Annotated in this window: 7 protein-coding genes; 3 read left to right on the forward strand and 4 right to left on the reverse strand. The window is 59.1% G+C overall.

Annotated elements, in window-relative coordinates; translation table 11 throughout:
- Positions 1-233: 233 nt before the first annotated feature.
- The 3 genes from KP707_RS07150 to KP707_RS07160 are packed head-to-tail and all read left to right on the forward strand — an operon-like array spanning position 234 to position 5,639.
- A complete protein-coding gene (locus tag KP707_RS07150; protein WP_211502614.1) occupies positions 234-1,028 on the forward strand; it encodes an ImuA family protein in 795 nt (264 codons plus the stop codon).
- The gene (locus tag KP707_RS07155) at positions 913-2,466 is read left to right on the forward strand and encodes a DNA polymerase Y family protein (RefSeq protein ID WP_249202847.1); all 1,554 of its coding nucleotides are present in this window, start codon (positions 913-915) and stop codon (positions 2,464-2,466) included. The genes KP707_RS07150 and KP707_RS07155 overlap by 116 nt, the downstream gene beginning before the upstream one ends.
- On the forward strand, positions 2,463-5,639 hold the full coding sequence (locus KP707_RS07160) for an error-prone DNA polymerase (protein WP_211502615.1): 3,177 nt from the start codon (positions 2,463-2,465) through the stop codon (positions 5,637-5,639). The genes KP707_RS07155 and KP707_RS07160 overlap by 4 nt, the downstream gene beginning before the upstream one ends.
- A 93-nt stretch (positions 5,640-5,732) precedes the next feature.
- Here the strand turns inward: KP707_RS07160 and KP707_RS07165 are convergent, their stop codons facing one another.
- Genes KP707_RS07165 through KP707_RS07180 form a run of 4 tightly spaced genes read right to left on the reverse strand, consistent with a single transcriptional unit; the run spans position 5,733 to position 14,525 of the window.
- Positions 5,733-8,162 (reverse strand): ABC transporter permease, encoded by a 2,430-nt coding sequence (locus tag KP707_RS07165; RefSeq protein WP_211506772.1) that lies wholly within the window; start codon positions 8,160-8,162, stop codon positions 5,733-5,735.
- A 17-nt stretch (positions 8,163-8,179) separates the two neighbouring features.
- Entirely contained in the window at positions 8,180-9,592 is a 1,413-nt protein-coding gene (locus KP707_RS07170; protein WP_211502617.1) for a TolC family outer membrane protein, read from the reverse strand.
- 38 nt (positions 9,593-9,630) lie between these two features.
- Positions 9,631-12,063, reverse strand: a complete 2,433-nt coding sequence (locus tag KP707_RS07175) for an ABC transporter permease (protein ID WP_211502618.1) — start codon at positions 12,061-12,063, stop codon at positions 9,631-9,633.
- Between the two features lie 5 nt (positions 12,064-12,068).
- Positions 12,069-14,525, reverse strand: a complete 2,457-nt coding sequence (locus KP707_RS07180; protein WP_215751655.1) for an ABC transporter permease — start codon at positions 14,523-14,525, stop codon at positions 12,069-12,071.
- Positions 14,526-14,530 lie beyond the last annotated feature (5 nt).

Genomic DNA, 14,530 nt, shown 5'->3' on the forward strand with positions numbered 1-14,530 from the left:
TTATAAGGTGTGGCAAAACCCTTAATACCATGCATTTCATTCAAGGGTCGCAATTGGAAAACCTGCTAGTTTAGGTCCTTACGGCACTTTTGTGAGCTAATTAAAGCGCGGGCTGAAAAAAATCATCCTACCTGTCAGGTGTAAATTGGCATTGACTTGCGCAACCACATAAGAACAAAACAAGAACATACAACCTTAAAATTCTGTTAGACAAGGAGCGACGGACCTGTGCAATGAGTGCTTCTCCCGACATGAAACCAGCGCTGGAGACGTTGCGTGCGGCCATCAGTCGTCTGGAAGGTCATACGAACCGGCGTCGGTCTGTTCTGCCTTTTGGCGTGAGGGAGATCGACAGTCGTCTGCCAGGGGGAGGGCTCGCGCTCGGGGCGCTCCATGAAGTGGCCGGTGGCGGCAATGATGCGCTGCATGGTGCGGCAGCCGGACAGTTCGTCGCCGGGATCGCGGCCCGCACACGCGGCAGAGTGTTGTGGATCGTCACCCGTCAGGATGTGTTTGGTCCCGCGCTCAAACAGGCCGGATTGTCCGGCCGAAGGGTCATCTATGTCGAGGCCGCTTCGGAGGCTGACGTTCTGGCGTGTTTCGAAGAAGGGCTGCGGCATGGTGGTCTTGGGGCTGTGGTCGCAGACGTGGCGCGTCTGTCGATGACGGCATCCCGCCGCCTGCAACTGGCGGCCGAAACATCTGGTGCGCTTGGCCTCGCGATCCGGCGCTGGCGCCGTCAGACCGAGGCCGCCGATTTTGGTCAGCCGACGGCGAGTGTCACGCGCTGGCGGGTGTCCGTATTGCCCTCGGTTGGGTTGCCGGTGCCAGGAGTGGGTCGGCCCCGCTGGTTGCTTGAGTTGATCCGCGCCCGTGCGGGCGAATGTGCTGATTTTGAAGTGGAGGCCTGCGATGCCAAAGGGCGGCTCGCCTACAGTCGTGGTCTCGCGGGTGGTCTCGCTCTACCTCCCGCTCTGGCCAACAGACCGGATCAGGAAGCGGCTGGGTCACGACGCGCCCGCGCCTGATCTCCCTCTGGCGCTGGTGGGGCGGGAAGGGCGTCGTCGCGTTGTGCTGTCGGTTGATCTGGCGGCCCGCAGGCTGGGCCTGCGCCCTGGCACGCCGGTCGCCAAGGCGCAGGCGCTCTATCCTGATCTGGTCTTCATGGATGCCGATCCCGATGGCGACCGGCAGGGGCTGGAAAAGCTGGCGTTGTGGTTCCAGCACCGGATTTCCCCTCTCGTCGCAACCGATCCACCAGATGGCCTGATTCTGAATACCACGGGAGCCGACCATCTTCATGGTGGCGAGCGTGCCATGCTCACGGACATGATCCATCGTCTGTCCAGTTCCGGCTTCAGAGCAAAAGCGGCCATAGCCGAGACGTGGGGCGCCGCTCATGCGCTCGCCCGTTATGGACAGGCGTCGCTGACTGTTGTGCCCCAGGGCGACGTGGCTTCTGCCCTTTCTGACTTGCCCATTGAAGCCCTGCGTCTACCTCCCACGAGTGTCGAGGGACTAATGGCGCTAGGCGTGTCGCGGATTGGCCCGCTCGCTGCGATGTCGCGTGCCCCGCTGACACTGCGTTTTGGCCCCGACATAGCCCGCAGACTGGATCAGGCCTTCGGTCGCGTGAGTGAGGCCATCATCCCGATCCGGCCCGTTGACCCGGTGCAGGTGGTGCGCAGCTTTGCCGAGCCGATCGCAGCGGCGGAGACCATCGCCCGCTATATCGGCAAGCTGGTTCCCCCGCTGTGTGAAAAGCTGGACGAACGCGGGCAGGGCGTGCGGCGTCTTGATCTGCTATTGCACCGTGTCGACCGCCGCACCGAAGCTGTCCGCGTGGCCACTGCGACGCCAGTGCGCGACGTTAGACGCCTGACCCGGCTGCTGTGCGAGAAGATCGAGACCATCGATCCCGGTTTCGGCATTGAGCGTATGGTGCTGATTGCCTCGCTGGCCGAGCCGATGGACCGGCGTCAGACCGCCTCCTCCCTGATCGAAGAGGAAGAAAGCGATGTTTCCGACCTGATCGACACGCTGGCCAATCGGGTCGGCATCCATGCGCTTTATCGGTTTGCCGCAGTGGAGAGCGATCTCCCCGAAAGGTCTTTCTGTCGTGTGTCGGCTCTTGCCCCGGAAGAGGCGAGGGACTGGCCCGATCACTGGCCACGTCCGACCCGGCTGCTGCCGCGTCCCGAACCGGTGCAGGCGATGGCGGAACTCCCCGACCAACCGCCGTTGTTCTTCATCTGGCGTGGCGTTCGGCGCAAGGTGAAATGCGCGGACGGCCCGGAACGTGTTTTCGGGGAGTGGTGGAAGGATGACACCGAACTGACCATCGCCCGGGATTATTTCCGGGTGGAGGACTCGAGCGGAGAGCGGTTCTGGCTCTACCGCGCGGGGGATGGTGAACATGGCGAGACCGGACCGCAGGCCTGGTTTCTGCATGGCATCTTCGGGTGACGTCCCTGGCACCGCCTTATGCCGAGTTGCAGGTCACAACGTATTTCTCGTTCCTGCGCGGGGCTTCATCTCCCATCGAGCTCTTCGAGGAGGCGAAAGCCCTTGGGATCGAGGCGCTCGGGATCTGCGACCGCAATTCTCTGGCAGGCATGGTGCAGGCCCATGTCGCAGCGAAAGCGGCCGGAATCCGACTGGTCGTCGGCTGTCGCCTCGACTTTGCTGATTTCCCGCCTGTGCTGGCCTATCCGACCGATCGCGCCGCTTATGGGCGGTTGTGCAGGCTGCTCACCATCGGCAAGGCCCGCGCCGGGAAGGGCAAGTGCCATCTGGTCTGGGAGGATCTGGCTCACTGGGGTGAGGGGCTGCTTGTCATCCTGATTCCAGACGTGGCTGATGACGCATGCGCCCTGCATCTGCGCAAGCTGAAAGACGCCTTTGCCGATCGCGCCTTTATGGCGCTGACGCTGCTCCGACGTCCCAATGACCAGATGCGGATTTATGAACTGGCGAACCTGGCGCATCAGGCAAAAGTGCCGACGGTCGTAACCAATGACGTGCTGTTTCATACCTATGACCGGCGCATCCTGCAGGATGTCGTCACCTGCATCCGGCACAACACCACCATCGACGACGCCGGGTTTGCCCGTGAGCGCCATGCGGACCGCTACCTGAAACCGCCTGAAGAAATGGCCCGACTGTTCAGCCGGTATCCGGAAGCTGTGGCGCGGTCCATCACCATCATGGAGCGCTGCAGGTTCAGTCTTGATGATCTGGCCTATCAGTATCCGGATGAAGTCTCTGTTCCGGGTCAGACGCCGCAGCAGGCCCTTGAAGCTCTGACCTGGGAAGGGGCCGACAGTTTCTATCCCGAGGGGATCCCTGAAGCGGTTCGCAGAAGCCTCCATCATGAACTCGCTCTGATCGCGCGCATGGATTACGCTCCTTACTTTTTGACGGTGCACAGCATCGTCCGTTATGCCCGTTCAAAGGGCATTTTGTGTCAGGGGCGGGGTTCGGCCGCCAATAGTGCCGTTTGCTACGTGCTGGGTGTCACGGCCATCGATCCGGCCCGAAACAACCTGTTGTTCGAGCGCTTCATCAGCGAGGAGAGGCGCGAGCCACCGGATATCGACGTGGACTTCGAACATGCGCGCCGGGAGGAGGTGCTCCAGTGGGTCTACAGTCACTATGGCCGGGACCGCGCAGCCCTGACGGCTGTCGTAACGCGTTATCGCGCCAAGGGTGCGTTAAGGGATGTCGGCAAGGTCATGGGGATTCCCGAAGATCTGATCCGCACGCTCTCCGGGCAGATCTGGGGCTGGGGACGAAAGCTGGAAACAGACACGCTGACGGACACCGGCATCGATCTCTCCGACCGGCGCGTCCGTCTGACCCTGGACTTGGCCCGCTGCCTGATGGGCGTGCCACGCCATCTTTCCCAGCATCCGGGCGGCTTCGTGCTGACCCATGATCGGCTGGATGAACTGGTCCCGGTGGAGCCCGCGGCCATGGAGAACCGGCAGATCATCGAGTGGGACAAGGATGATATCGACGTCCTGAAATTCATGAAGGTCGACTGTCTGGCGCTGGGGATGCTGACGTGCATGAAGAAAGGTCTCGACCTTCTAGCCGAACACAAAGGCCAGCATTTCACGCTGGCGACTATTCCGGCCGAGGATGCGCGCACGTATGCGATGATCCGCAAGGCCGATACGATCGGGGTGTTTCAGATCGAGAGCCGGGCGCAGATGTCCATGCTACCGCGCCTCAAGCCTCGCGTTTTCTATGATCTGGTCATTGAAGTTGCGATCGTGCGGCCTGGTCCCATTCAGGGGGATATGGTCCATCCTTATCTGAGACGGCGCGAGGGACTTGAGCCGGAAGAGTATCCGACACCTGAACTGGAGAAGGTGCTGAAAAAGACCCTTGGCATCCCACTGTTTCAAGAGCAGGCGATGCAGGTCGCGATGGTCTGCGCAGGATTTTCGGCCAGCGAGGCGGATCAGCTGCGTCGGGCCATGGCGACGTTCAAGAATACCGGTACCGTCTCCCAGTTTCAGGCCCGGTTGGTCGAGGGCATGAAGGAGAAAGGTTACTCGGAAGAATTTGCCGAACGGATTTACCAGCAGCTTGAGGGCTTTGGGTCTTACGGCTTCCCGGAGAGCCACGCGGCAAGTTTCGCAATTCTCGCCTATTCCTCGTCCTGGATGAAATGCAGACATCCCGATGTGTTTCTGGCGTCTCTGCTCAATTCCCAGCCGATGGGGTTTTATGCGCCGGCCCAGCTTGTACGGGACGCGCGCGAGCATGGCGTTGAGATCAGGCCAATCTGCGTCAACGCGTCACGATGGGACAGTACGCTCGAGGGGCCGGAGACAGGAGATGGCAGATTTGCTGTCCGGCTGGGTATGAGCCTCGTGAAAGGACTTGCCAATGATGAAGCCGCACAGATTGTTTCCGCGCGAGGGGCAAAACCCTTCACATCCGTAGATGATCTGTGGCGTCGGGCAGGGGTGAAGGCAGCCTCGTTGACGCATCTTGCAGAAGCGGATGCTTTCCGGTCGGCTTTTGGTCTCGCACGACGTGAAGCGCTTTGGGCTATCAAAGCTCTGCGTGACCAGCCCTTGCCGCTGTTTGCTGCGGCCATGGTGGAACGCGAGGCAGAGGAACCCGATGTGTTGCTCCGGCCCATGCAGGACGGGGCCGAAGTGACACGCGATTACAACCGGACCGGCCTGACCCTGCGGGACCATCCACTCGCCTTCCTGCGCAGCGATCTGCGTCAACAGGGCATCGTGTCCTGCCGACAGGCACTGGACGCAAAGGACGGACGCATCCTGACTTCGGCAGGGCTTGTGCTGGTTCGGCAGCGTCCGGGCTCCGCTGACGGTGTGGTGTTCCTTACTCTGGAAGATGAAACCGCCGCGCTGAATGTCATCGTTTGGCCGGACATGTTCGAGAAATACCGCCGCGTCGTGCTGTCCAGCCAGATGCTGGGCGTAAAAGGCAGTCTTCAGAAGGAAGGCGAGGTCGTGCATCTCGTCGCTCGCGAAATCATCGATTTTTCTTCGCTTCTGGCCGATGTCGGAAACCGTTCTCTGCGCAGTGTTGGCAGAGAACGGCAGGAAACACAGTCCGAAAAGATCATCGTGACATCACGAAATTTCCATTGACTGATACAGACATGTGACAACTCCCGGATGCCCTGAAAATAGGGCTTGTTCTTCCATGTTGCGATCAACAGTGAGGCGATTTGTTTAAGGTTCTCATCCGGCCTGATGCAGGGAGCGTGCAGGAGACAGTGTCGCGATACGTCGGGTCTGGGTGATGATTGTCAGAACGGCGATAGAAAGCGCGACTATCGTGACTGTAAGGAACGGCATCGGCGTGAGGCTGATCCGGTCGTTGAATGACGATAGCCAGATCCGCATCAGCACCCATGCTGTAGGCCAAGCGACAAAACTTGCAAAAACAACCGGCCGGAGAAACTGGATGAGCAGAAGCCAAAGGACATCCTGGGTTCGGGCCCCAAGAACCTTGCGTATCCCAATCTCCTGTCTGCGGCGCGAGACGTTAAAGGCGGAAAGTCCGTAGAGCCCGAGACACGCGATGCCAATGGCTACCGCAGAACCGATACCAAACAGGGCACCGTGACTTTCATCCCGCCGATAATCGTCCGCAAAGATGTCGGATGCGGTTTGCGCTGAGAAAGCCACATCTGGCGCAACTTCAGCCCATGCCCTGGCGAGGCGATCCATTTCAATCTGAGTGGATGTTCCACTGTAGCGGACCAAGCCGCCAATATAGGAAAACGAGCCGGATGCGCCCATAAAAAGTAATGGCCTCAGGGGAGCATTCGCCGAGCGGACCCGGATATCATCAATGACTCCGACGACATGGTAAGTCTGCGGGGCACCGCTTTCCTGAACATCTTTTCCAACAGCATCCTGGGGCAAGGAAAATCCAAAGCGCTCGGCCACAAGGCGCGTCAGAATGACGCTGGTGCCATTTCCCGCCACACGTGGATCGACCGGGTAGTCCTGCCCATGATGGCTATCGAAAAAACGCCCTGCAAGCAGGTGTGCACCGATCGCGTCGAAGTACCCGTTGGTCGCACGCCCCCAGTTCATCGCGTGCTTTTCAGGATGCCCTGCAAGCAGCCAATCGTCGTTATTGAGGGCGTTGTGAGGGTAAATATCCGAGCGTGTCGCAATACGCACACCCGGAACCTGTGCTAGCCGCGTTATGATGTCGCTTTGTCGACTGACGAGGGAGGCATCATTCAGCGATGGAATGACGATGAGGCCATCCTGCTTCATGCCGCGATCCAGCATTCTGACGTGACGTGCCTGGAGTCCCATGACGAGGCTGCAAATTGCAAGCGTCATGGCAAAGCTGAACTGGAGTACGACCAGAAGAGCGCGCAGTCTGCTTTCAATCCGACCGCCAGCCGGTGTCTTGCTTGCTGCCAGTACGGCAGCCGGACGAAAACCGGAGATAATCAGCGCAGGATAAAAACCTGCAAGTGTGCCGGCCCCCAGAACGACGAGCGCGTTGATGGACAGTACAAATACCCAGTCCATCGAGAGGGCCCAACCACCCCACAGATTGACCCAGTGTAGCGCCAGCTCCGTAAACACTGATCCGAGAACCGCGGCCATCATGACCATCACGTAGGCTTCGGTCATGAACTGCGCAATCAGGCGCAGGCGCGTTGCTCCCAGCACTTTTCGGACAGCGACTTCACGGGCCCGCAGGGCAGAGCGTGCCGTAGCCAGATTAACATAATTAATGATGGCTGTTGCCAGAGCGGCCAGTCCGATCAGACCAAGGATACGCACAAGAGCACGGCTGTTTCCACCTTCTCCAATGGCAGCCGCGTGGAAATGGAGGTCTTGCAGTGGCACCAGCTCCAGTCCTCCGCCACCGAATATTTCCTGAAGCAGATCCTTCGTCCAGTTGCCAGGATGCTGGTAGGGATAATGCGCCAATCCAGCTTGGATGCGCGGAATAGCACGTGGATCGTCGACCCGAACCCAGAGTGTTCCCCACATAGACCCCCAGTTTGTGAAAGCATATTTTGAGAGCCAGCTTGTCGGAATGACCTCGATCAGATCGAACCCCATCGTCTGGTTCGGAGGCTGCGGCGCCAGAATGCCGCTTACGATCGCTTCCGTCTGACCATTATCGATCCGCAGGCGCTTTCCCAAAGCCTGTTCGGTCCCGAAATATTTACGAGCCATATCCTTCGAAATCACGACCTTCCCCGGACCGTCCAGCGCGGTAGAGCTATCTCCGGCGAGGAGGGGCAATTTGAAGACGGAAAAGAAAGCGGGATCCGTCAGCGTTACTTTTTCCTGTGACAGCGTCAGCCCCGCCCGAACAACCAGCGGTTCTTGCAGCATCCGTATGGCTGCTCCAATCTCGGGAAAATCCTGCTTAAGGAAGGGAAAAGGCACAAAACTGACGTCATCGCTTTCGGACGGCGCATGACTGGCAGGTCGAAACACCTCGTTAAGAACATACAGGTGGGAAACGTTAGGAACGCTGGCGTCGTAGCTGTTTTCGTAACGCACGATCAGTGCCATCGTAAGGAACACGGCAATGCCGAGTGCGAGGCCCGCCAGATTGAGAAATGTATAGCGTTTCTGACCGGTAAGAGTACGCCAGGTGGCTCTGAGAGTATCGGCGAACATAATCCGGTTCTCCTTTCTTACCAGCCAGCCTTGTCGATAGCGGAGATTGGCGCCTGAAGAGGTTCCCAGCCGCGTGTCCGCGCATGCTGAAGTTTTGCCGCAGCGTCATAATGGGGCATTCCGGGTAGGAGATCCCCACTCTGAAGCCGCCCCATCGCGGCGAGGAGCGTTGCTTCTGCGACGATGGTATCATGCCGACTGCTGGCGAGTTCCACCTGGGCTGACCGCAGGTTCTGATCGGCATAAAGGACGTCGGTCGTGCTCCGCAGACCGTAGCCATATTCGATCTGGTATCCCTTGAGAGACGTCTCACCGGATTTGACTTCGGCAATTCCGGCACTGATAGCCTGTAATCCGTTTTCAACGGCATGCCAGTTGGTTGCCACGTCCTGAAGCGCAGTTCGCCGCGCGAGTTCAATGTTCTCGCGGGCCTGTTCGTCTACGTTGCGAGCCTGGCGGATCTGGGAATTGTACAGATCTCCGTTGTAGAGGGGCTGGACGAGTTGCACGACGCCAGTCACCTGTTCGCCATACTGTCCACCCCGGAACGGTGAGGCGGGACCGATCGTTCCGAAAGTGCCCTGAACCTGAATTTGTGGCCCCCACTGTGAGCGGGCGGTATCGATATCAGCAGACGTGGCTTTCTTTGTTTCCTGCATCTGGGCGAGCTGTGGATTAAGTGTAAGCGCAGTTTTCAGCGCCTGATCGAGCGTTGCAGGCAGGCCCGGCAGGCTATCAGGCATTGTGAGTTCACTGGGATCTGCGCCAATAACCGCGCGAAACTGGGCCACGGATGCGGCAAGCGTGGCCTGAGCCTGTGTAACGGCAACCTCTGCTGACCGTCGGCGCGTCTCCGCCTGCTCGACATCGGTGCGCGTGACCTGCTCGGAGGGCTGTCCGCCGAGATTGTAACGCGAGGTTGTCAACTGGACCTGCCTTGTCAGCATCTCCAAATCTGCCCGACGGACGTCGAGGATGTTTCGGTCTCGCAATACATTCATGTAGGCCGTGACGACATTGGTAAAGACCTGCGCCTCAATGAGCCTCAACTGATGCTGTTCCGCTTGAGAACGGGCGTCCGCTGCACGGACCTGATTGGCGACATGGCCGAATGAATACAGCGTCTGCTTGGCCGATACATAACCTTCAGCAGAATTGGACGTATAAGAGCCAAGCGCAAAGGCGCTGGTGTACGGTCCCTGTTGATAGGAAGCGTCCATGTTGAGCTGAACGGTGGGCCTCCAGCCTGACCTGGCTTGCGCTGAGTTTTCGGTAATGGCGCGCTGATTGGCCTGCTCACCCCGCAGGGTCGGATTGCTTCGGTAGGCGAGAGCAAGGGCCTCCTGCAACGTTTGAGCATCCGCAATGGCTGGGAAAGCGGTCGTGGACGCGACCAGCAGGGCAAGAACGAGGAGCGTGCTGTGTCTCATGATCGGGCAGGGTCCTGAGTGGTGAGTAGAGCAGCGGTTCATGAAGAGCCCAGAGCGATGGCCGGTGCACTGCGGGCACCGCGGCGGATCTGGAACAGAGTGGTGAGAACCGCGAGCGCGAGTACGATCAGGGCAGTCAGGGCGAAATAGAGCGGAGAAAGGCTGATCTGCCGGTCAAACCCGGACAGCCAGTTACGCATCACCCACCAGGCAACCGGCCACGCAGCGATGTTCGCAATCATGACGGGCCGCAGGAACTGGAGGATCAGAAGGCGCGTCACCTGTTGGGCTGTTGCGCCGAGCACTTTACGGACCCCGATTTCGAATAATCTGCGGCGGACGTTGAACACGGCGATGCCGTACAGGCCGATGGAGGAAATGGAGAGGGTCACGAAGGAGGCAACAATCATCAGCATTCCGCGCTGCTGTTCTGGCCTGACATCCTCATCAATGATCTCACCGACACTGCGCAGATTCAGCGCGCTTTCCGGATAGACCTGCTTCCAGATCGTAGCGATTGCTGCTCGCGTTGTGTTTTCAGGAGCGTTTCTGTAGCGGACAGAGAGTACGCCGTACCCAATCGGTCCTGATATGGCATAGTAGAGCGCAGGCGTAACGCTGGCCCGACTGTTTTTGAAACGCATATCGGCAATGACGCCGATGATCGTCTGGATGTCCTTGCCATGCAATGTGATCGGCGTTCCGATGGCACTTGCATCATTAGCGAACCCAAGCGCTCGCACTGCGGATTCATTGATGACGACATTATGTGTGCCGAACGCCAACGCCTGGCCGGTGAGGAAACTGTCGAATGGGGCCGCGGGCATAGGGCGACTGTCGTAATCATGAGAGCTGTCGAACAGGCGCCCGGTGAGAAGGTGTGCCCCCCAGACAGGAAGCGTCGAGGATTGTGTTCCGATCACAGCCAGTATGGCAGGCGTTGCATTTCCTGGGCGGGTTGTGTCGAAGGTTATACCTGCGCTGCCTCCACCGGGTGCATCATCCGAAACCGTGGCGCCAGTGACGCCTGGAAGGTCACGTACAAGATCGCTCAATCGCTGCTGGCGCAGACGCTCGGTCGGATCATTCGGCAAATGGCTTACGAGAAGGCCGGATTGATGGAACCCACGGTCCATGGTCTCAAGCAGGTGCGTCTGACGCCAGATGACCAGCGTGCAGATTGTCAGTGTCACAGCGAAGGAGAACTGAACGATGGTCAGCCCTTCGCGCAGGCGGCTCCCGAGGCGACCGCTTCCTGGCAGGCGGGCTGAGGAGAGAACCGTAGCCGGCCGGAAGCGTGAGAGAACCCATGACGGATAGGCTCCTGCGCAGGCCCCTCCGATGACGGACGCAATGATAAGGAGGGGCACTGCAAAGCCGAAATCGAGCCGGACGGGCCAGCCACTTAGCGTCGTGATCCAGGGCAGCGTCAGTTCAGTCAGGGCGAGGGCGACAAAGGCCGCAATCAATGCCAGCCCGATGGCTTCTGCCGTAAACGACAGTCCCAGCGTCAAGACCGTCGCTCCCAGCACCTTGCGCATCGCGACTTCACGGGCCCGGGTTGCCGCAAGAGCCGTGGACAGTGTGACGAAGTTAACCAGCCCTGCGCCGAGTGCCAGCAGACCAACGATGCCGAGGATCACTGGCAGGCGTTTGTCAGTCCCTCGCATTCCAATGGTGGCGTCGAAGAAGTGCAGACTGGTGAGAGCACGCTCGCGGACAACATATTTTTTAGCGTCTTGTTCCGACAGCCCTGCGGCATGTCGCTGTACGAGACCTTGGAGGAGGGTGGGGAATTGAGATGCGACCGATGGCGAGACCCGCAGCCAGATTTCAGATGTGGCCATTGGCCAGAGATCATTGATGTGCAGGGCTGCCTCCGAAGAGGGAACAATGATGTCAAATCGTGGTGTGGTATTCGCGGGAAGTTCCTTCAGAACGCCCGTGACATGCAGTCTGTGAGTCTGCCCTTTCTGGGTCAGGTCAAGTGTTTTTCCAAGAATGCTATGGTCGGTCCCGAAGAAGCGTAGTGCTTCTGCCTGTGAGAGGACCACGCCGTCTGGGACTAAAGCAGTTGCGGGATCTCCTTCCAGAAGCGGCAGGGCAAAGACATCGAAGAGATGCGGGTCGGTGCGCGCAATGAAGACGTCCCAGGCGTTTTCATTGACGCGAATGGTCGCTCCGGAAAAGCCTCGCAGGACGGCGGTCGCGTTCCAGTCCGGATGTTCGGCGCGTAATGCGTCGATGAGGCGAATGCTGGAGACGGAAGCCTCGCTGTCATCGAACGCATCCAGCCGGTAAATGTCCGCAGCGTGTGGAATCCAGCGGTCGAAGCTGAATTCGTAGCGTACGATCAGGACCAACGTGAGAAACGTTGCCATACCGAGTGCCATGCCAAGCACGTTCAGTGTTGTGAACAGACGGCGTTGGACGATGCCGCGCCAGAAAATCAGGGCGATGTGGGACAGCATGACGCTTACTCCGCTCTGAGAGCACGGGCCGGTTCGGCGCGGGCGAGACGTAGTGTTTGTCCAAGGACAGTGAGGGCAGCGATGGCGGTGGTTCCGCTGACGACAATCGCGAAATCGAGCCATGAGACTGAGATCCGCTGATGAAAGCCTGAAAGCCAGGACTGCACCGCGAGCCATGCCGGGACAGCGGCGAGGGCGCAGGCGACAAGCACGGGGCGCAGGAAATCACGCAACATGAGCGTGAGAACCTTCTGGCTCGTCGCCCCCAAAGCCTTGCGAATGCCGACTTCATGCGTTCGGCGAAGTGCAATAAAGGACGCAAGCCCATACAGACCGAGGCACGCAATAGTGACGGCGATGCCCGAGGCGATGGAGAATAGCCAGCCGCGTCGCTGTTCCGTGATGTAGAACGTGGACATACGTTCCTGAACCGTCTCGAAACTGGAAGGGGCATCCGGGAAAACCTGATCCCATGCCGACTTAAGACGTGTTCTCATGATGTTCTCAGAGGCCCCGGAAAAGCGGACCGATGCGTGCGGATAGGTCTGAGGCGCGGTGGAATAGAACGTGATCTGGGGTGAGACGTCTTCGCGTACGGAAATGAAACGCATGTCTTTGGTCACGCCGATGACCCGTAACGTGACACTTCCGCTCTTAAGCAAAGCACCAACAGCGCTTTCAGGCGTCACAAACCCCAGTCGGGACAGGGCAGTACGGTTGAGGACCATGTTCCAGGTTTTACCTGGCGCCTTGTAGAACGCATCGTCCCCGGGGCTGTCGTCTTCACCGTGGCTGCTGTCAAACCAGCGCCCGGCAAGCAGGCGAGGACGATACGTCGTGACATAGTCGCCAACGATCGTATCTCCAAGGACATGAATGTCTCCGCTATGCGAGCCAACGGGTGTGACATCAAATCGGTGACGATTGTCGATATTCGGGGTGAGTTCGGAGAGACATGTGGACACCACGCCCGGGGTGTGACGCAGGGCTGCGATGAGGGCGCGCTGCTTTCCGGCATCATTCGCCATGTCGCCGGAACTGATAAGCACGCCTTCACGTGCGAAGCCCAAATCCAGCGCCTGCATGAAATTGGCCTGCCGGTTCACCACGAGCGTACAGATCGCGAAGGCCACGGCGAATGCGAACTGTATGATGACGAGCCCATTCCGCAGACGCACCGCGCTCCGGCCGCCGGACGGCATCCGGGTTGCGGCAAGGACGTGTGCCGGTTGGTAGGACGAAAGAATGATCGCCGGGTAGAGGCCGCAGGCAAGGCCAGTCAGCAATACGACGCCGAAAAGGAAGGGAAGCGTAAAGCCATAGTCCATATGCAGGGTCGTACCGGTGAGGGCAGCCGTGAAAGGGAGGGCAACTTCACACAGGGCGAGCGCGAGTGCGCCCCCCACGGCGGTATTGACTATGGCTTCCCCTACGAACTGGACGAACAGTACCATTCGCGTGGCGCCCAGTGTCTTACGGATAGCCACCTCTCGTGCGCGCAGACCAGCCCGCGCCGTTGCGAGATTGACGGCGTTGAAAACGGCGAGCAGGAGCGCCAGAACACCGATCAGTTCAAGAATATTAACGACCGATCGGTCGGTTGCCTCATCTCCGCCAATGACCTGTAGATCGTGAAAATGTGTTTCGCGCAGGCTGACCAGTGAAAGGCGGAAGTGGCGTTCGGGATGGACACCTTCGCTCTTATCGTCATTCGCATCTCCGGATGCGTGATCGATCACAAAACGGGTCAGGTTTTGTGAGATTACACCGCGATCAGCGGCATGATGTACCCGTACGAAAATATTGCCTGCGCTGGAGCCCCAGCGTGTGAATTGCGGTTTTTCCATCTCGTAAAAGGGGATGGGCGTTACAGCGTCAGGTCTAATCGTCACAGGTCCGCCTGGACGGGCGAGTATGGCCGTTACCGTCTGGCTGACGCGGTGGCCTTCATGGTCTGTCGTGATGATGCGTCCGAGCACATTCGTCGTGCCAAACAGGGCCTGTGCCGTATTCGCTGAAAGGACGATCGCGTCCGGTCGGGTCAACGCCGTGCGTGCATTGCCGCGTTCGAGCTTTAGGGTGATGACATCAAAAAAAGATGGATCGACCATAGCGGTGTCGGCCGTGACCCTGCGATCGCCTGCATGAAGCTGATAATCCGCTGTTTCGTAGCGTGTCGTGGCAAGGATCTGAGGGAAGTCCGTATGCAGGAACGGAAACGCGATGAACGGCACATCGGCGTTCTCCTGAGGAGCGTTTCCGGGATTCATGTGATGAGCGTCAAGGCGCAGAACATTCGCTGCGTCAGGAATGGATGCGTTGAAGCTGTATTCATATCGAACCTGCAACGTCAGCACGAGGCAGACCGCCATACCGAGCCCCAGCCCAATCACGTTGAGAGCCAGATAAAGAGGCTGACGCCGGGCCTGACGGACGATATTGCGCAAGATGGTGATGAGCATGACGC

The sequence above is a fragment of the Gluconobacter sp. P5E10 genome (assembly GCF_018812145.1).
Lineage (GTDB): Bacteria > Pseudomonadota > Alphaproteobacteria > Acetobacterales > Acetobacteraceae > Gluconobacter > Gluconobacter cerinus.